Genomic DNA, 17,678 nt, shown 5'->3' on the forward strand with positions numbered 1-17,678 from the left:
TGCTCGGGGCGGAAGCGATTGAATTTGAGCCACTTGTCACGACCGGTCCTCATTCTCATTGCGGGGTCACGCACGACATTCGCCCGGCCAGAGATAGGTGGTGAATGGTTAAGGCCGGGTTAGTCCCGGGTGCCGTCGAACCAGCTTGCATCATGCTGCACCGCGACTAATTAGACCGCAGCGAAAGGATGCACCTTGGCCACCGCAAAAACGTCGACCCGCCCGCTTTCCCCCCATCTCGGCATCTGGAAATGGGGCCCGCACATGCTGGTCTCGATCCTCCACCGCGCCACCGGCGACGGGATGGCGCTGGTCGGACTGGGTCTGATCACCTGGTGGCTGGCGGCACTTGCCGGCGGGCCTGACAGCTATGCCGCGTTCGTCGACCTGTTCACGGTCAAATCGGGCGCGCTCAACATCGTCGGCTATGTCTTCGGGATCGGATTGACCCTGTCCTTCTTTCAGCACACGGCGTCGGGCATCCGTCACTTCGTGCTCGACACGGGCGCTGGCTACGAACTCAAGGGCAACAAGCGCGGCGCGATTTCGACCATGGTCTTTTCGATCGTCGCGACCCTGGCCTTCTGGGCCTGGCTGACGGTGGGGAAATAAGATGGGTAACGGAACGAGCATCGGCCGGGTCCGCGGCCTCGGCCCCGCGAACGAGGGCACGCATCACTGGTGGCATCAGCGGCTGACCGCGGGGTCGAACCTGGCGCTGATGGCGTGGTTCCTCGTCTCGATCGCGCGGCTGCCGGCCTATGACCATCAGACCCTGGTCACCTGGATGGCATCCGCTTGGGTCGCGGTGCCGCTGATCCTGCTGGTCAGCAGCCTGTTCTATCATGCGCGTCTGGGGCTTCAGGTGCTGATCGAGGATTATCAGCGCGAGGAGAGCCGCGTCGTGCTGCTCGTCCTGCTCAACGGCGCCGCGCTGCTCGGCTGGGCGATCGCCGCCTTCGCCATCTTGAAAATCGCCTTTACCGGAGCCGCCACGGCATGACCGACGCCTACAAGATCATCGACCACACCTATGACGCCGTCGTCGTCGGCGCGGGCGGGGCGGGGCTGCGCGCGACGATGGGCATCGCCGAGGCGGGGCTGAAGACCGCGTGCATCACCAAGGTGTTCCCGACGCGCAGCCACACCGTCGCCGCCCAGGGCGGGATCGCCGCCAGCCTGGGCAATATGGGCCCGGACCACTGGACCTGGCACATGTACGATACCGTCAAGGGATCGGACTGGCTGGGCGACCAGGACGCGATCGAATATCTGTGCCGCGAGGCACCGGCGGCGGTCTATGAACTCGAACATGCCGGGCTGCCGTTCAGCCGCACCGACGAAGGCAAGATCTATCAGCGCCCGTTCGGCGGCATGATGCAGAATATGGGTGCCGGCCCGCCGGCCCAGCGCACCTGCGCTGCCGCCGACCGTACCGGCCATGCGATGCTGCATACGCTGTATCAGCAGAGCCTGAAGTACGACGCGGACTTCTTCATCGAATATTTCGCGCTCGACCTGATCATGGAAAATGGCGAGTGCCGCGGCGTCGTGGCGCTGTGCATGGAGGACGGCTCGATCCATCGCTTCCGCGCCCACGCCGTCGTGCTGGCGACCGGCGGCTATGGCCGGGTCTATCAGTCGGCGACCTCGGCGCACACCTGCACCGGCGACGGCAATGCGATGGTGCTGCGCGCCGGCCTGCCGCTCCAGGACATGGAGTTCGTTCAGTTCCACCCGACCGGCATCTATGGCGCGGGCGTACTGATCACCGAGGGCGCGCGCGGCGAGGGCGGTTACCTCACCAATTCCGAGGGCGAGCGGTTCATGGAACGCTATGCCCCCTCGGCCAAGGACCTGGCGTCGCGCGACGTCGTGTCGCGGTCGATGGCGATGGAGATCCGCGAAGGCCGCGGCGTCGGCAAGGAAGCCGACCACATCTATCTCCACCTCAACCATATCGACCCCAAGGTGCTGGCCGAGCGGCTGCCCGGGATCACCGAGACCGGCAAGATCTTCGCCGGCGTCGACCTGACGCGCCAGCCGCTGCCGGTGGTGCCGACCGTCCACTACAATATGGGCGGCATCCCGACCAATTATCATGGCGAAGTCGTGCATATCCGCGACGGCAACCCCGACGCGGTTGTCCCCGGCCTGTATGCGGTGGGCGAAGCGGCGTGCGTTTCGGTGCACGGGGCCAACCGGCTGGGCTCCAACTCGCTCATCGACCTGGTGGTGTTCGGCCGCGCGACGGGGCTGCGGATCAAGGAAACGCTGAAGCCCGGCACGCCGCACAACCCGCTGCCCAAGGATTCGGCCGAACTCGCGATCGGGCGGCTCGACCATTTCCGCAATGCGAGCGGCAGCACCGCCACCGCGAAGCTGCGCACCGACATGCAGAAGACGATGCAGCGGCACGCCGCCGTGTTCCGCAACGACGAACTGCTCAATGAAGGGATTGCGGCGATGACCGCGCTCTATCAGGGGATGCAGGACGTCCGCGTCGTCGACAAGTCGCTGATCTGGAACACCGACCTGGTCGAAACGCTCGAACTCGACAATCTGATGGGCCAGGCAATGGTGACGATCCGCTCGGCGCTCAACCGCAAGGAATCGCGCGGCGCGCACGTGAACGAGGATTATCCGGAGCGCGACGACGCCAACTGGATGAAGCACACCGTCGCCACCTTCGACGGCTGGGGCGGCAAGGGCGGCACGACCGAAATCGACTATCGCCCCGTCCACGACTATACGCTGACCGACGAAATCGAGTACATCCAGCCGAAGAAGCGGGTGTATTAAGGGCCGACGGTTAACCTTCGCAGTCGCGTGGATTGGCGAAAGCGAGTGGGCTAACCCGTCGCCTCCAACCTATCCGCCAGCCACATCTTGATGAGCGCCTGTCGCGTGACGCCGCGCTTCTTTGCTTCGCGATCCAGCCGCAACACCATCAAGGCGGGAAAATCGACATTCACCCGCTTGGTCGGACCGTGAAGCGCCTCGGCGTTGTCGAAATTGAAATAGGGGCGCATGTCGGCACCCTCATCGAACAGCCGGTCCAGCTCTTCGGCGCTAATCTTCTTGCGTGCCACGTCCATATAGCTCTTCCTCATAATCGCGCGCGCGCCGGGCCGAGATGATGCGAACCTTGCCGTTCCGGTAGGTCATGATCGCCGTCCACAGCCGCGTGCCGATCCGGCCGATCACCAGCCAGCGCTCCTCATCTGTCGGCACGGCAGATCTGAGCCGCTTGGCCGATGCGTCCAGCCAGATCGCCTGCGCTTCCTCAAAATCGATCCCATGCTTGGCTCTGTTCGCCGCGCTCTTCGCCGGATCGAATTCGAACATGGCTCTTTATATACCATTTTAGTATAGAAACACACCCCCCGAAAGCGCGCACTACCCGGCGCAGGAGGACGTCCGATGGCCGAGATCAACGTCTATTTCGCGACCAATCGCAATCACCTGTCCGACAACAAGCGGGCAGTGTTCGGCGGCCGGTTCAATCCGGATGGCGTCGCCGCGTTGCGCTTTGGTCGCGCGACGTTCCGCGCGGGTGACGACGGGCCGGTGATGACCGGCATCACCGTGTTCGACGAAACGATGGCGGGCGCACCCGCGGGGGGCTTCACCAAAACGGGCAGTGCGCAGCTGATGGATGCGCTGCACGGCCGGATGGCCAAGGGCCGGGTCGATACGCTGGTTTACATCCACGGCTTCAACGTCACTTTTCTGGAGGCGCTGACCGATGGCGCGCGGATCGCGGTGACGCTGCCGCAGGACGTCAACATCATGGTGTTCAGCTGGCCGTCCGACGGCGAAGCGGTGCCCTTCATGTCCTATTACAGCGACCGCGAGGATGCCCGCGCCTCCGGCCCGGCGCTGGCGCGCACCTATCTCAAGCTGCTCGATTATGTCTGCGAGCTGCCGGCGGACGATTATTGCCTGCGCAACCTCCACATCCTGGCGCATTCGATGGGCAACTATGTGCTGCGCCAGGGCATCCAGGCGCTGCATGCCAAGCAGCCTACGCGGATGGTGCGGCTGTTCGACCAGGTGCTGATGATCGCCGCCGACGAGGATGACGACGCGTTCGAGCGCGACGACAAGCTGCGCATGCTGCCCAGCCTGTCGCGGCGCATCACCCTCTATCACAACCGTTTCGATCGTGCGCTGCTGGTGTCGGACAAGACCAAGGCCAATCCCGACCGGCTGGGGTCGGATGGCCCGCGGATGCTCGACCTGCTGCCCGCCAAGGTGAAGATCGTCGACGCGAGCAAGGTCGCGGGCATGGCCGACCGTCTGGTCATGCACAGCTATCACGTCCGCAGCGCGTCGGTCGCCGCCGACGTCGCCGCGGTGCTTGCGGGCGAGGAAGACGCGCGGATCGGCAACCGCGAGACGATCCGGCCCGAGCGCGCCTATCGCCTGATGGCGTGACCCCGCGACCACTGGACGCGGCCGCGTCGCCGCGCCATCGTGCGCTGCGGGATCAAAGGGAGACGCGCGGACGTGCGGAACAGGTGGCAGGGCGGGCGCGCGGCGGTGCTGGCGATGATGGCGCTGATGACCGCCGCCGACGCGCAACAGGCCGCCTTTGTCCCCGTCCAGCATCGCGCGCCGCCGCCCGATTTCCTCTATCGCGCCGGCGACGGGGCGGTCGCCGCCTTTGCCGATGCCGGAATGCAGGTCGAGCGGGATCGCGGCGCGCGCGACGCGCTGGCCGAACATCGCCGGCTGGCCGCAGCACTTGGGCAGCTCGAGCCGCAGCGCCCGGGCGTCGTCGACACCTATGTGCTGTCGGTGGCGCTCGACAGCGACCCCGTCTTCGGGCGTGAGGCGCGCGAGGCCGCACGCGTGCTCGCCCGCCGCTACGGGGCCGATCGCCGCACGCTGGTGCTCGCCGGTTCGGACGGCACACGCACGAGCGAATTGCCGATCGGATCGCCCCAGGCGCTTGGTGCCGCGCTCGCCGCGGTCGCCGAGCGCATGGATGTGCACGAGGACGTGCTGGTCCTGTTCACCACCAGCCATGGCGGGCCGTTCGGCATCGTCTATCACGACGGCGACAGCGGCTATGGCGGGATTTCGCCGATGAAGCTGCGCGCGATGCTGGGCGAACTTGGCTTCACGCGGCGGCTGCTGATCGTCAATGCCTGCTATTCGGGGGTGTTCATCGGCCCGCTGGCGAGCGACGACAGCGTGATCGTCACCGCCGCGGCGACCGACCGGTCGTCCTTCGGCTGCTTCGCCGAGAACGACTGGACCTTTTTCGGCGACGCCTTCGTCAATCGCGCGCTCCGGAAAGCCCAGCCGATCGAGGCGGCCTTTACCGAGGCGCGCAACCAGGTGGCCGTGTGGGAAACCGAAGCGACGCTGACCCCGTCGCGGCCCCAGGTGAGCATCGGTGCCGCCGCGCACCGCTGGCTCGCCGCGATCGACGGTGCCGTGCCGACCACGGCCAGCGCCCCGGTCGGGCGACCGACCGACATCGGCGCGCTGGTCGCGCTCCAGCGCGAGGCGCGCGCCAGGGACCCGCGCTGAGCGGCGACAACCCGCAGCGACCCTCGCAATTGTTGCGCACGCGGAACCTTGGCCGTCGTCGCGCGCTTGGGGGGCCATGACCGACAACACCGAAGCCGACGCCACCATCCACCGCTATCCGCTGCTCGCCCGGCCGCATGTCGCGCTGGCGGGGCCGGTCGATCACGCCATGTACGCGCAGTTCCGCGAACAGGTCGCCGCCGCCCCCGCCGGCGGGCCGCTGGTCATCGCGCTGTCGACGCTGGGCGGTGACCCCGAAGTCGCGCGGCTGATGGGCGACGAAGTGAGGCTGCTGCACGAATATCAGGGCCGTGAAGCGCTGTTTCTCGGCAAGGTCGCGGTCTATTCGGCCGGCGCGACCTTCATGTCGGCCTTTCCCGCCGACCGCCGCTTCCTGACGCGCGGCACGCGGATCATGGTGCATGAGCGCATCCTGGCGAAGCAGATCGACGTCAATGGCCCGCTGCGCACCTGTGTCGCCAGCCTGAAGGCGAGCCTCCACGAAATCGAGCATTCGATCCGCATCGAGGAGGAGGGGTTTCGCGATCTCGTCGCCGGCACGCGGATCGATTTCGAGGAGTTGCGCCGCCGCGCGCCCGAAAACTGGTATATCGAAGCCGAAGAGGCACGCGATCTCGGCCTCGTGCTCGACGTCATCTGAACCCCGGCGCCGCCTGCCGGCGCGGCGACGTCAGACCGAAAATCCGCCGTCGATGTCGATCGTCGTCCCGGTGATGTAGCTCGCCTCGTCACTGGCGAGGAATGCGGCCAGCGCGGCCACTTCCTCCGCCCGGCCATAACGCCCGAGCGCGACGTGCTGGGCCAGCATCGCGGCGAAATCGCCATCGGCCGGGTTCATGTCGGTATCGATCGGACCGGGCTGGATCGCGTTGACCAAGATGTTTCGCGGACCCAGGTCGCGCGCCCAGCCACGCACCATTCCGGCGACGGCGGCCTTGGTCGCGCTGTAGACCGCGGCCCCCGGTACGGGCACGGTGTGCGCATTGACGCTGCCGATCACGAGAATGCGGCCGCCGTCCGCCATATGGCCGATCGCGGCGCGCGTGCCGGCAAACACCCCGTCGACATTGACACCGAACTGGCGGCGGTAATTCTCGATCGTGTCGCTGTCGATCGTGCCCAGCCCGAACACGCCGGCATTGTGGACCAGGATGTCGAGTCCCCCCAGCTTGTCGACGGCGCGCACGACCGCCGCCTCGACCGCGGCGACATCGGCCGCGTCGGCCTGGATCGCCTCGGTGCGCCGGCCCGCGCCCGCGATTGCGGCCACGACCTGCTGGGCCGCGTCGTGATTGCCGGCATAGGTGATGACGACGTCGGCACCGTCGGCGGCCAGCCGCTTTGCGATCGCCGCACCAATGCCGCGCGAACCGCCCGTCACGATCGCCCGCTTGCCCGAAAGGTCCGCCATCTTGCCGCTCCCATGTGATCCGGCACGGCAACCCTGATCGGTTGCCGGCCCGGAACGACTATGGGCGCGCCGCACGATCATTCAACCGATTGCGGCGCGCCCGACACCGGGAGGTGAACGCTTTGCGCAAGGACGGCGTGCTCCGGCTATTGCCGGCGCTCAATCGGCGATGCGGATCGCCACCTTGCCGCGATGGCTGCCGCTGCGCAGCCGATCGAACGCAGCTTCTGCGTGGTCAAAGGCGAACACCTCGTCGATGACCGGGCGGACGCCGGATGCAAGCGCGGTCGACAAGTCGGCGACGGACCCGACATAGACGCCGCGCAGGTTGATCGCGTTCATCAGGATCGCGCCGGTGTTCACCTCACCGGCAAAGCCGGTCAGCACGCCGACCAATGCGACTTCGCCGCCCGGCCGCACCGCCGCCAGCGCCTGGTTGAGCGTGCCCGGCCCGCCGACCTCGACGACATGGTCGACGCCCGCACCGCCCGCGATCCGCGCCGCCACCGCGCCCCAATCCGGTGTTTCGCGATAGTTGATCGTCGCGTCCGCACCCAGCGCGCGGGCATGGCCGAGCTTGTCGTCGCTGCTGGAGGTCACGATCACCCGCGCGCCTGCCCGCTTGGCGAATTGCAGCGCGAAGGTAGAGACGCCGCCCGTCCCCTCAACCAGCACCCAGTCGCTCGGCCGGATGCCGCCGCCGCCGAACAGGCAGGCCCAGGCGGTAACGCCCGCGCAAGGGTAAGCCGCCCCTTCGACGAACGACCAGTCGTCAGGCAGGACCGCGACGGCGCTTGCCGGCACGACGATCCGTTCGGCGAGCACGCCATCGACAAAGCCGCCGCCCAGCGCGCTGGCCTGCTTGGCGGCGCTGAACGGCCCTTCCGTCCAGTGCGGCATGAAGCCGATCGCGACGCGTTGGCCGATCCGGTCCGCGGCCACGCGATCGCCCACTGCGGCGATGACACCCGCGCCGTCGGACAAGGGAATCAGGTCGGCGCGTTGATCGCCGCCATAGCGCCCGTCGCGGACGATCAGGTCGCGATAGTTGAGCGTCGCCGCTTTCAGGTCGATCAGGACTTCGCCGGCCCCCGGTACCGGATCGGCCTCATCGCTCAGCTTGATGGCCCCGCCGGCTGGGTCAAGTCGATATGCACGCATGGTCAAGCTCCTTTTGTGGTGGAGCACGCCAACTAATCGCTCGTCGCGCTTGATTGCAGTACGTACAAAAACAACATGTACGTACATGGATGATAGTATCAGGGGTCCGCGACGGCGCGCGACCAAGACCGGCTGCGCGGTCGAAGCGACGATGAGCGTGATGGGCGGGGTGTGGAAGCCGGTACTGGTGTTCCACCTGCTGTCGGGCCGCTTGCGCTTCAACGCGCTGTGCCGGCTGACCCCCAATGCGACGCCGCGGATGATCACGCTCCAGCTGCGCGAGCTGGAAGCCGACGGCATCATTCGCCGGATCGTCTATCCCGAAGTGCCGCCGCGCGTCGAATATGAGCTGACCGATTTCGGCCGCACGCTCGAACCCGTGCTGGTCAGCCTGCGCGACTGGGGCGAAGCGTTCCAAAGACAGGGTCACCGAGCAGGAGCGGATGACGCGCACGATCGTTGAGCTGATAGGTCGATGCGATCACGCCGCAGCAATATGGCCCTTGTTCCGTTTGCGGGCCGCGCGCGACTGCGATATCCGCCGTTCCGAACTTGATCGCAGCGCACAAAAGCGCCACATCGCGAGGCGAAGGAGTAGTGCATCGCCATGGCCGAATTCACCCTGCCCAAGAACAGCAAGATCCGGAACAACGGCAAGGTTCACAAGGCGCCCGCCGGTGCCAAGCGGGTGAAGCGCTTCAAGGTCTATCGCTATGATCCCGATGCCGGCGAGAATCCGCGCTACGACACGTTCGAGCTCGACCTGGACGATACCGGCCCGATGGTCCTGGATGCGATCATCAAGATCAAGGCGGAGCAGGACCCCTCGCTCACCTTCCGCCGCTCGTGCCGGGAGGGGATTTGCGGCTCGTGTTCGATGAACATCGACGGCAAGAACGGCCTCGCCTGCACGACCGCGATCGAGGACATCAAGGGCGACATCCGGATCACGCCGCTGCCTCACATGGACGTGATCAAGGATCTCGTCCCTGACTTCACCCATTTCTACGCGCAATATGCGTCGATCAAGCCGTGGCTGGAAACGGTGACGCCGCCGCCCTCGGGCAAGGAGCGCTTCCAGTCGCCCGAGGACCGCGCCAAGCTCGACGGCCTCTACGAGTGCATCCTGTGCGCCTGCTGCTCGACCAGCTGCCCCAGCTATTGGTGGAACAGCGACAAGTTCCTCGGCCCCGCGATCCTGCTCCAGGCCTATCGCTGGCTGGCCGACAGCCGCGACGAGACGACGGGCGAGCGGCTCGACCAGCTCGAGGATCCGTTCCGGCTCTATCGCTGCCACACGATCATGAACTGCGCCAATGTCTGCCCCAAGGGGCTGAACCCGGCCAAGGCGATCGCCGAGATCAAGAAGCTGGAAATGGACCGCGTGCTCTGATCGCGTGACGATGCGCCCCGACGCGGACGGCCCCGCGTTCCACTATCACGACGATCCCGACTGGCCGGGCTGGAAACGCTGGACGCTTAGCGACACGACGCGCTTCAACGCGACGCTGGGGCCGTTGCGTGTCAGGGTGGAGGACGGCATCGCGCGGGTCGCGATGGTGCCGGCGCACCAGCATTCCAACCTGTCGAACCATCTCCACGGCGGCGCGCTGCTCGGCTTCATCGACTGCGCGCTGTTCGGGGCGGGGCGCGCGCTGGGCGTACTGACCGCGGGCACGGCGGTCACGCTCGACCTGTCGACCCAGTTCATCGCGGCAGGACGCATGGATGTGCCCGTCGAGGCGCAGGTCGAGCTGCTTCGCGAGACCGGGCGGCTGCTGTTCATGCGCGGCTTGGTCGTCCAGGCGGCGCAGACGATCGCAAGCTTCACCGCCACGATCCGCAAGCCGAGTGCGCGATGAGCCGGGTGATCGCCGAATATCGCAGGCTGGTCGCTGCCGGGGAGCTGCGCACCGATGCGACCCAGGCAGCGGCCGCCGAACGGCTCGACGCGCTTGCCGACGCGCTGGAAGCGGTGCCGAAACGTGGCAGCATCCTGTGGCGCGCGCTGGGACGCCTGCCCGAACCGCCGCGCGGCGTCTATCTGTGGGGCGGGGTCGGACGCGGCAAGTCGATGCTGATGGACCTGTTCTTCAATCAGCTCGCGATCCGTCGGAAGCGCCGTGCGCATTTCCACGACTTCATGATCGACGTGCACGAGCGGCTGAACGATGCGCGCAAGCAGGAGGTTGACGATCCGATCCTGCCGGTTGCCGCCGCCATGAGCGAGGATGTCCGCCTGCTCGCCTTTGACGAGCTGATCGTCAACAATCCCGCGGACGCCGCGATCCTGTCGCGGCTGTTCACCGAGATGTTCCGGCGCGGGGTGACGGTCGTCGCAACCTCCAACCGCGCGCCGGACGAGCTTTACAAGGACGGGATCAATCGCCCCCTGTTCCTGCCCTTCATCGACCTGATCCGCGAACGCTGCGACGTCGTCGCGCTCAACGGCCCGGTCGATTACCGCCGCGACCGGCTGGGGCGGATCGACACCTGGCTGGTGCCCAACGGGCCGGAAGCGACGGCGGAGATGTCGGCCGCCTTCTTCCGGCTGACCGACTATCCGGTCGAGGATCGCGCGATGGTGCCGACCGAGGAATTGGCGGTGCGCGGCGGGCGGACTTTGCACGTGCCCAAGTCGCTGAAGGGTGTTGCGGTATTCAGCTTCAAGCGACTGTGCGGCGAGGCGCGCGGCGCGGCCGACTATCTGGCGATCGCGCGGCGTTTCCACACGGTGTTCCTCGTCGGCATCCCCAGGCTAGGGCCGGAGAACCGCAACGAAGCCGCGCGCTTCGTGACGCTCATCGACGCCCTGTACGAACACAAGGTCAAGCTGATCGCCGCCGCCGATGCGGTGCCGGAGGCGCTGTATGAGACAGGCGACGGCCGTTTCGAGTTCGAACGCACCGTCAGCCGGTTGAACGAGATGCGTTCGGAAGCGTATCTGGCGCTGGGGCATCATTAGCCGCAATGCCGCCTTGGTCGTCCTTCCCGCTTGTCCTGAAGGGCTGACCGGAGATCCTTAACCGAGGCGCAACCCACTGCCCCCGTCACCCCGGGCTTGACCCCGGGTCCCGCTTTTTCTCGCGCGGGATAAGGCAGCGGGACCCTGGCTCAAGGCCGGGGTGACGGAAGGAGCAGGTTGGAGAGGCACCTAACCTTGATTAGCGCAGGCCGGAGTCCACCCCCCATGTCCAAGCTCAGCATCAACCGCGACACCCAATTGTGCATGTCGCTGTCCGCGCGGCCCGGCAATTTCGGGACGCGGTTCCAGAACCATCTCTACGACGCACTGGGCCTCGACTTCGTCTATAAGTCCTTCACCACCGCGGACATCGCGGCCGCGATCGGCGGCATCCGCGCGCTGGGCGTGCGGGGCTGCGCGATCTCGATGCCGTTCAAGGAGGCGGTGATCCCGCTGATCGACGCGCTCGACCCGTCGGCGGCGGCGATCGGCGCGGTCAACACCATCGTCAATGAGGACGGAAAGCTGACCGGTTATAATACCGACTATACCGCGGTCGCGGCGTTGATGACCGAACATCGCGTGCCGCAGGATATCGACTTCGTGCTGCGCGGGTCGGGCGGCATGGGCAAGGCGGTGGCGAGTGCGCTCGCCGATCATGGCTATGCCAACGGCACGATCGTGACCCGTGACGAGGCGTCGGGCCGCGCGCTCGCCGACCGATTGGGGTATCGCTGGGCGCGCGCGGTGACGCCCGGACCCGGATTGCTGATCAACGTGACGCCGATCGGGATGGCGGGCGGGCCGGAGGCCGACGCGCTTGCCTTCGACGAAGCGGCAGTACGTGCCGCGACGATGCTGTTCGACGTCGTCGCTATTCCGGTAGAAACTCCGCTGGTGCGTCTGGCACGCCGCCTGGGCAAGCCGGTCATCACCGGCGATGAGGTGTTGGTGCGGCAGGGGCTTGAACAGTTCGTTCTCTATACCGGTTGCCGCCCGTCGGCGGATCACGCGGCACGCGCCGCGCGTTTCGCGCTGGGCTGACACGTTCTTGCACTTGCGAATGATGTGCAAAGAAACCCTTGTTTTGGCTAGGCTCCGTGCTTGTCAGCGCGCGTCAAACGGCCTAAGCCGCCACCGTTTCCCGGCCCGACGGGCCGCCTGCTGACCCATTTCGAGGGAGGTTGTATGGCTCGCAAGAAGATCGCGTTGATCGGCGCTGGCAATATCGGGGGCACGCTCGCGCATCTCGCCGCGCTCAAGGGGCTTGGCGACATTGTGCTTTTCGACGTGGTCGAGGGCGTGCCGCAGGGCAAGGCGCTGGACCTGAGCCAGTGCGGTCCGGTCGAGGGCTTCGACGCGACGATCATCGGCACCAATGACTATAAGGACATTGCCGGCGCCGACGTGATCATCGTTACCGCTGGCGTCGCGCGCAAGCCGGGGATGAGCCGCGACGACCTGCTCGGCATCAATTTGAAGGTAATGAAGGCAGTCGGCGAAGGCATTGCCACCAACGCCCCCGACGCCTTTGTCATCTGCATCACCAATCCGCTCGACGCGATGGTGTGGGCGCTGCGCGAGTTTTCCGGTCTGCCCCACCAGAAGGTGGTCGGCATGGCGGGCGTGCTCGATTCGGCGCGCTTCAGCCATTTCCTGGCGGACGAGTTCAAGGTGTCGGTCAAGGACGTGAACAGCTTCGTGCTGGGCGGCCATGGCGACACGATGGTGCCGGTGCTCGAATATTCGACGGTCAGCGGCATCCCGGTCAGCGACCTGATCGCGATGGGCTTTTCGACGAAGGAGCGCATCGACGCGATCGTGCAGCGCACCCGTTCTGGCGGCGGCGAGATCGTCGCGCTGCTCAAGACCGGCTCGGCCTTCTACGCCCCGGCGACCAGCGGCATCGCGATGGCTGAAAGCTATCTGTTCGACCAGAAGCGCGTGTTGCCGGGTGCCGCGCACCTGACCGGCCAGTATGGCGTCGACGACCTCTATGTCGGCGTGCCGATCGTCATCGGCGCGGGCGGCGTCGAGAAGATCATCGAGATCAACCTGTCGGATGAGGCCAAGGCCAACCTTCAGGTCAGCGTCGACGCGGTCAAGGAATTGCTGGTTGCGTGCAAGGCGATCGACGGGTCGCTGGTGTGAAGCGCGTCGTCCCGGCGGAGGCCGGGACCGCTTGATGCCCTTGCGCCGCCAGATGGATAGCGGTCCCGGCCTTCGCCGGGACGACGAAAGAGAGACCGAATGAGCATCCTCGTCGACAAGAATACCAAGGTCATCACCCAGGGGATGACCGGCAAGACCGGGACTTTCCATACCAAGGCGGCGCTGGATTACGGCACGCAGATGGTCGGGGGGGTAACGCCGGGCAAGGGCGGCACGGTGCATGAGGAGCTGGGCCTGCCCAATTTCGACACCGTCGCCGAAGCGGTCGAGAAGACTGGCGCGACCGCGTCCGTCATCTATGTGCCGCCGCCGTTCGCCGCCGATTCGATCCTGGAGGCGATCGACGCGGAAGTGCCGCTGATCGTGTGCATTACCGAGGGCATTCCGGTGCTCGACATGGTCAAGGTCAAGCGCGCGCTGTCGGGCAGCAAGTCGCGGCTGATCGGCCCCAATTGCCCCGGCGTGCTGACGCCCGGCGAGTGCAAGATCGGCATCATGCCGGGCAGCATTTTCTCCAAGGGCTCGGTCGGCGTCGTGTCGCGTTCGGGCACGCTCACCTATGAAGCCGTGTTCCAGACGACCAATGCGGGCCTCGGCCAGACCACCGCGGTCGGAATCGGCGGCGATCCGGTCAACGGCACCAACTTCATCGACGTGCTCGAGCTGTTCCTGGCCGATGATGCAACGACAAGCATCATCATGATCGGCGAGATCGGCGGATCGGCCGAAGAGGAAGCCGCGCAGTTCCTGAAAGACGAAGCGAAACGCGGGCGCAAGAAGCCGATGGTCGGCTTTATCGCCGGCCGCACCGCGCCGCCGGGACGCCGCATGGGCCATGCCGGCGCAATCGTCTCGGGCGGTCAGGGCGGTGCGGAAGACAAGATCGCGGCGATGGAAGAAGCCGGCATCCGCGTATCGCCCAGCCCGAGCCTGTTGGGCGAAACGCTGGTCGAGGTGTTGAAGGGGTGAAGGACGAACCCTCTCTCCTCTGCGAGGGGCGAGGGCGAACGGGTTACCTTCTCCCTTGAGGGGAGAAGGATACGCAGCCTTGGTGCCGCAAGGCACCTAGGCGGAGTTGGATGAGGGTGATTGGCCGGGCGCAGCGCCCGGTATCCGCCCCCTCACCCAGCTTCGACTAGGCAGCAAGCTGCCAAGTCTGCGCAACCCTCTCCCACAAGGGGAGAGGGGAGCGAGGATGGGACCATGGGTTACGAAGGCCAGGATTTCGACGCGGCCGCCGGGGTGAGTCCGGCATTCATCGAATCGCTCTACGCGAAGTATCGCCAGGACCCGGGCTCGGTCGAACCCGGCTGGCAGGCGTGGTTCGACGGGCTCGAAGGCGCGATGCAGGGCCCGAGCTGGCAGCGAAAGGGCTGGCCGCTCGCCGATACCGACGCGCTGACCGCAGCCCTCGACCCGACCCAGATGGAACCGGCGGCCAAGCCCGCCAAGGGCGGCGCCGCCCCCGCGCCCGCCGCCTCTGCCCCCAAGCCATCGGCGGACGAGGTCGCGCGCGCGGCCGGCGATTCGATCCGTGCGATGATGCTGATCCGCACCTATCGCGTGCGCGGGCACCTCGCCGCCAATCTCGATCCGCTCGGTCTCGCCAAGCACGAGATGCCCGAGGATCTGAAGACCGAATATCACGGCTTTCCCGACAGCGAGATCGATCGGCCGATCTATCTGGGCGGCGCGCTTGGCCTTGAGACCGCGACGGTGCGCGAACTGGTCGATGTGCTGCGCCGCAATTACTGCGGCAATGTCGGCCTGGAATATATGCACATCGCCGATGTCGAGGAGCGCCGCTTCCTCCAGGAGCGCATGGAGGGCAAGGACAAGGCGATCGAGTTCACGCCCGAGGGCAAGAAGGCGATCCTGTCCAAGGTGATCGAGGCCGAGCAGTGGGAGAAATTCCTCGGCAAGAAATATGTCGGCACCAAGCGCTTCGGCCTCGACGGCGGCGAAGCGATGATCCCGGCAATGGAATCGATCATCAAATATGGCGGCGCGATGGGCGTACGCGAGATCGTGTACGGCATGGCGCATCGCGGCCGGCTCAACATGCTCGCGAACGTGATGGCCAAGCCGTATCGCGTGATCTTCCACGAATTTTCGGGCGGATCGGCCAATCCCGACGATGTGGGCGGGTCGGGCGACGTCAAATATCACCTCGGCACCTCCACCGACCGCGAGTTTGACGGGGTCAGCGTCCACATGTCGCTGGTCGCCAATCCCAGCCACCTCGAGGCCGTCGATCCCGTAGTACTCGGCAAGGTGCGCGCGCTCCAGACCTTCCGCGACGACCTGGAGGAGCATGAGCAGGTGCTGCCGGTGCTGATCCATGGCGACGCGGCGTTCGCGGGCCAGGGGATCGTGTGGGAGTGCCTCGGTTTCTCGGGCATCCGCGGGTACAATACCGGCGGCTGCATCCATTTCGTCATCAACAACCAGATCGGCTTCACCACCAGCCCGCAATTCGCGCGCTCGTCGCCCTATCCGTCGGACGTGGCGAAGGGGGTGCAGGCACCGATCTTCCACGTCAACGGCGATGACCCCGAAGCGGTCACCTTTGCCTGCAAGATGGCGATCGAGTTCCGCCAGCGGTTCAAGCGCGACATCGTCATCGACATGTGGTGCTACCGGCGCTTTGGCCATAACGAGGGCGACGAGCCGAGCTTTACCCAGCCGCTGATGTACGCCCGGATCAAGCAGCATCCGCCGGTCAGCGAAGTCTATGGCAGGCGCCTGGTCGAACAGGGCGTGATCGCGGCCGATTTCGCCGCCGCCAAGGTCGACCAGTTCACCGCGCTGCTCGAAGGCGAGTTCGAAAGCGCCAAGAGCTACAAGCCCAACAAGGTCGACTGGTTCGCCGGGCGCTGGTCGGGGTTGCACGTTCCCGCCGACCCCGAAACCGCGCGGCGCAGCGTGCCGACGGGCATCGACCGCAAGTTGCTCGATTCGCTCGGCCGCACGCTCACGCAGGTGCCCGAGGGGTTGGCGATCCACAAGACGCTGGGCCGCGTGCTGGATGCCAAGAAGGAGATGTTCGCCAGCGGCAGCGGCTTCGACTGGGCGACCGGCGAGGCGCTGGCGTTCGGGTCGCTGCTGTCGGAGGGCTATGGCGTCCGCCTATCGGGCCAGGATTCGGGGCGCGGCACCTTCAGCCACCGTCATGCCGTCTGGGTCGACCAGGGCGACGAGCACAAGTTCGTGCCGCTCAACGAAATCCCGCATGGCCGGTTCGAGGTGCTCGACAGCCCCTTGAGCGAATATGGCGTGCTCGGCTTCGAATATGGCTATGCGCTGGCCGACCCCAAGACGCTGGTGCTCTGGGAAGCGCAGTTCGGCGATTTCGCCAATGGCGCGCAGATCATGATCGACCAGTTCATCGCGGCCGGCGAAGCCAAGTGGCTGCGCGCCAACGGCCTCGTGATGCTGCTGCCGCACGGCTATGAAGGCCAGGGGCCCGAACATTCTTCGGCACGGCCCGAACGCTTTCTGCAGCTGTGTGCGCAGGACAATATGCAGGTCGCGAACTGCACGACGCCGGCGAATTATTTCCACCTGCTGCGCCGCCAGATGCACCGCAACTTCCGCAAGCCTTTGGTGGTGATGACACCGAAATCGCTGCTGCGGCACAAGATGGCGGTGTCGCGGGTCGACGATTTCCTGGGCGAATCGCATTTCATGCGCATCCTGTCCGATCCCACCCCGCCTGCGGACACCGACGTCAAGCGGCTGGTGCTGTGCAGCGGCAAGGTCGCCTATGACCTGATCGAGGCGCGCGATGCCGCGGGCGACAAGAACACGGCGATCGTGCGGATCGAACAGCTCTATCCCTTCCCCGGCGAGCCGCTGACCGTGCGGCTGAAGCGGATGACGGGGCTCGAGGAAGTCGTCTGGGCGCAGGAAGAGCCGAAGAACAACGGCTACTGGTTCTTCGTCGAGCCGTTCATCGAGCAGGCGCTGGCCGATGCGGGCAGGGCACCGATGCGCCCGCGCTATGCCGGCCGGGGTCCCGCGGCGTCGCCCGCGACCGGGTTGATGAAGCGGCACACCGCTGAACAGGGCGCGCTGATCGCCGACGCGCTGGGACACAATGTGCGCGAGGAAATTCGCCGAACCCGCAAGGGATAAGTCCGATGTCGTCGCGCAGGCCGGGGCCGCTGGCAGCGGTGCGCGAAATGGATAGCGGCCCCGGCCTGCGCCGGGGTGACGAAATGAGAAGAAGGGCCTGAAGAGATGGCAACCGAAGTCAAAGTGCCCGTGCTGGGCGAATCGATCACCGAAGCGACGCTGGGCGAATGGCTGAAGCGGCCGGGCGAGGCGGTAAAGGCCGATGAACCGATCGCCAGCCTGGAGACCGACAAAGTGTCGGTCGAGGTGCCCGCCCCCGTCGCCGGC

Annotated in this window: 19 protein-coding genes; 15 read left to right on the top strand and 4 right to left on the bottom strand. The window is 66.2% G+C overall.

Annotated features, from left to right (window positions below):
• The first annotated feature begins 195 nt into the window (after positions 1-195).
• From sdhC to sdhA, 3 genes are read left to right on the top strand one after another with little or no spacing between them, the layout of a single operon-like run.
• On the top strand, positions 196-612 hold the full coding sequence (gene sdhC / locus AX676_RS08125) for a succinate dehydrogenase, cytochrome b556 subunit (RefSeq protein WP_066483022.1): 417 nt from the start codon (positions 196-198) through the stop codon (positions 610-612).
• Position 613: 1 nt separating this feature from the next.
• Positions 614-1,003: a succinate dehydrogenase, hydrophobic membrane anchor protein gene (gene sdhD, locus AX676_RS08130; protein ID WP_066483025.1), complete on the top strand. Its 390-nt coding sequence runs from the start codon at positions 614-616 to the stop codon at positions 1,001-1,003.
• Positions 1,000-2,802, top strand: a complete 1,803-nt coding sequence (gene sdhA, locus AX676_RS08135) for a succinate dehydrogenase flavoprotein subunit (protein WP_066483028.1) — start codon at positions 1,000-1,002, stop codon at positions 2,800-2,802. The genes sdhD and sdhA overlap by 4 nt, the downstream gene beginning before the upstream one ends.
• Before the next feature lie 50 nt (positions 2,803-2,852).
• On the opposite strand, the gene brnA is transcribed toward sdhA, so the two are convergent.
• Both brnA and AX676_RS08145 read right to left on the bottom strand, forming a co-directional pair.
• Complete coding sequence (gene brnA / locus AX676_RS08140; protein ID WP_197417157.1) at positions 2,853-3,098, bottom strand: type II toxin-antitoxin system BrnA family antitoxin; 246 nt, start codon at positions 3,096-3,098, stop codon at positions 2,853-2,855.
• On the bottom strand, positions 3,073-3,348 hold the full coding sequence (locus AX676_RS08145) for a BrnT family toxin (RefSeq protein ID WP_066483034.1): 276 nt from the start codon (positions 3,346-3,348) through the stop codon (positions 3,073-3,075). The genes brnA and AX676_RS08145 overlap by 26 nt, the downstream gene beginning before the upstream one ends.
• A gap of 75 nt (positions 3,349-3,423) precedes the next feature.
• On the opposite strand from AX676_RS08145, the gene AX676_RS08150 reads away from it, so the two are divergent.
• The 3 genes from AX676_RS08150 to AX676_RS08160 all read left to right on the top strand — a co-directional run bounded on the left by AX676_RS08150 (position 3,424) and on the right by AX676_RS08160 (position 6,205).
• Positions 3,424-4,440 (top strand): alpha/beta hydrolase, encoded by a 1,017-nt coding sequence (locus AX676_RS08150; RefSeq protein WP_066483035.1) that lies wholly within the window; start codon positions 3,424-3,426, stop codon positions 4,438-4,440.
• Positions 4,441-4,512: 72 nt separating this feature from the next.
• The gene (locus AX676_RS08155) at positions 4,513-5,544 is read left to right on the top strand and encodes a C13 family peptidase (RefSeq protein WP_231726130.1); all 1,032 of its coding nucleotides are present in this window, start codon (positions 4,513-4,515) and stop codon (positions 5,542-5,544) included.
• 76 nt (positions 5,545-5,620) lie between these two features.
• A complete protein-coding gene (locus AX676_RS08160) occupies positions 5,621-6,205 on the top strand; it encodes a peptidase S14 (protein WP_066483037.1) in 585 nt (194 codons plus the stop codon).
• Between the two features lie 30 nt (positions 6,206-6,235).
• On the opposite strand, the gene AX676_RS08165 is transcribed toward AX676_RS08160, so the two are convergent.
• Positions 6,236-6,976 carry an SDR family NAD(P)-dependent oxidoreductase gene (locus AX676_RS08165; protein ID WP_066483040.1) on the bottom strand — a complete coding sequence of 247 codons (741 nt, stop codon included), beginning with the start codon at positions 6,974-6,976 and terminating at the stop codon, positions 6,236-6,238.
• A 159-nt stretch (positions 6,977-7,135) separates the two neighbouring features.
• Positions 7,136-8,137: a zinc-dependent alcohol dehydrogenase family protein gene (locus AX676_RS08170; protein ID WP_066483042.1), complete on the bottom strand. Its 1,002-nt coding sequence runs from the start codon at positions 8,135-8,137 to the stop codon at positions 7,136-7,138.
• 85 nt (positions 8,138-8,222) lie between these two features.
• Between AX676_RS08170 and AX676_RS08175 the strand changes: the two genes are divergently transcribed.
• The 9 genes from AX676_RS08175 to AX676_RS17240 all read left to right on the top strand — a co-directional run.
• A complete protein-coding gene (locus AX676_RS08175; protein ID WP_066483044.1) occupies positions 8,223-8,600 on the top strand; it encodes a winged helix-turn-helix transcriptional regulator in 378 nt (125 codons plus the stop codon).
• A 144-nt stretch (positions 8,601-8,744) separates the two neighbouring features.
• Positions 8,745-9,530: a succinate dehydrogenase iron-sulfur subunit gene (locus AX676_RS08180; protein ID WP_066483046.1), complete on the top strand. Its 786-nt coding sequence runs from the start codon at positions 8,745-8,747 to the stop codon at positions 9,528-9,530.
• 10 nt (positions 9,531-9,540) lie between these two features.
• Positions 9,541-9,999 carry a PaaI family thioesterase gene (locus AX676_RS08185; RefSeq protein ID WP_066483111.1) on the top strand — a complete coding sequence of 153 codons (459 nt, stop codon included), beginning with the start codon at positions 9,541-9,543 and terminating at the stop codon, positions 9,997-9,999.
• Positions 9,996-11,102: a cell division protein ZapE gene (zapE, locus tag AX676_RS08190; protein ID WP_066483049.1), complete on the top strand. Its 1,107-nt coding sequence runs from the start codon at positions 9,996-9,998 to the stop codon at positions 11,100-11,102. Before AX676_RS08185 ends, zapE begins: the two co-directional genes overlap by 4 nt.
• Before the next feature lie 225 nt (positions 11,103-11,327).
• Positions 11,328-12,146, top strand: a complete 819-nt coding sequence (locus tag AX676_RS08195) for a shikimate 5-dehydrogenase (RefSeq protein WP_066483052.1) — start codon at positions 11,328-11,330, stop codon at positions 12,144-12,146.
• 144 nt (positions 12,147-12,290) lie between these two features.
• Complete coding sequence (gene mdh, locus AX676_RS08200; protein WP_066483054.1) at positions 12,291-13,253, top strand: malate dehydrogenase; 963 nt, start codon at positions 12,291-12,293, stop codon at positions 13,251-13,253.
• 99 nt (positions 13,254-13,352) lie between these two features.
• Positions 13,353-14,243, top strand: coding sequence for a succinate--CoA ligase subunit alpha (gene sucD, locus AX676_RS08205; RefSeq protein ID WP_066483055.1), 891 nt, complete (start codon positions 13,353-13,355; stop codon positions 14,241-14,243).
• Between the two features lie 234 nt (positions 14,244-14,477).
• Positions 14,478-17,411 (top strand): 2-oxoglutarate dehydrogenase E1 component, encoded by a 2,934-nt coding sequence (locus AX676_RS08210; RefSeq protein ID WP_066483057.1) that lies wholly within the window; start codon positions 14,478-14,480, stop codon positions 17,409-17,411.
• Between the two features lie 105 nt (positions 17,412-17,516).
• Positions 17,517-17,678 (top strand): biotin/lipoyl-containing protein (locus tag AX676_RS17240; RefSeq protein WP_331710226.1); only part of this gene is annotated, 162 nt, incomplete at its 3' end.

This window comes from Sphingomonas sp. CCH21-G11, from assembly GCF_001555965.1.
Lineage (GTDB): Bacteria > Pseudomonadota > Alphaproteobacteria > Sphingomonadales > Sphingomonadaceae > Sphingomonas.

Excerpts from the sequence above, each read along its gene's own strand:
- sdhD (WP_066483025.1), top strand. The coding sequence starts at position 614 with ATGGGTAACGGAACGAGCATCGGCCGGGTCCGCGGCCTCGGCCCCGCG.
- sdhA (WP_066483028.1), top strand. The coding sequence starts at position 1,000 with ATGACCGACGCCTACAAGATCATCGACCACACCTATGACGCCGTCGTC.
- brnA (WP_197417157.1), bottom strand. The coding sequence starts at position 3,098 with ATGGACGTGGCACGCAAGAAGATTAGCGCCGAAGAGCTGGACCGGCTG.
- AX676_RS08145 (WP_066483034.1), bottom strand. The coding sequence starts at position 3,348 with ATGTTCGAATTCGATCCGGCGAAGAGCGCGGCGAACAGAGCCAAGCAT.
- AX676_RS08150 (WP_066483035.1), top strand. The coding sequence starts at position 3,424 with ATGGCCGAGATCAACGTCTATTTCGCGACCAATCGCAATCACCTGTCC.
- AX676_RS08160 (WP_066483037.1), top strand. The coding sequence starts at position 5,621 with ATGACCGACAACACCGAAGCCGACGCCACCATCCACCGCTATCCGCTG.
- AX676_RS08165 (WP_066483040.1), bottom strand. The coding sequence starts at position 6,976 with ATGGCGGACCTTTCGGGCAAGCGGGCGATCGTGACGGGCGGTTCGCGC.
- AX676_RS08170 (WP_066483042.1), bottom strand. The coding sequence starts at position 8,137 with ATGCGTGCATATCGACTTGACCCAGCCGGCGGGGCCATCAAGCTGAGC.
- AX676_RS08175 (WP_066483044.1), top strand. The coding sequence starts at position 8,223 with ATGGATGATAGTATCAGGGGTCCGCGACGGCGCGCGACCAAGACCGGC.
- AX676_RS08180 (WP_066483046.1), top strand. The coding sequence starts at position 8,745 with ATGGCCGAATTCACCCTGCCCAAGAACAGCAAGATCCGGAACAACGGC.
- AX676_RS08185 (WP_066483111.1), top strand. The coding sequence starts at position 9,541 with ATGCGCCCCGACGCGGACGGCCCCGCGTTCCACTATCACGACGATCCC.
- zapE (WP_066483049.1), top strand. The coding sequence starts at position 9,996 with ATGAGCCGGGTGATCGCCGAATATCGCAGGCTGGTCGCTGCCGGGGAG.
- AX676_RS08195 (WP_066483052.1), top strand. The coding sequence starts at position 11,328 with ATGTCCAAGCTCAGCATCAACCGCGACACCCAATTGTGCATGTCGCTG.
- mdh (WP_066483054.1), top strand. The coding sequence starts at position 12,291 with ATGGCTCGCAAGAAGATCGCGTTGATCGGCGCTGGCAATATCGGGGGC.
- sucD (WP_066483055.1), top strand. The coding sequence starts at position 13,353 with ATGAGCATCCTCGTCGACAAGAATACCAAGGTCATCACCCAGGGGATG.
- AX676_RS08210 (WP_066483057.1), top strand. The coding sequence starts at position 14,478 with ATGGGTTACGAAGGCCAGGATTTCGACGCGGCCGCCGGGGTGAGTCCG.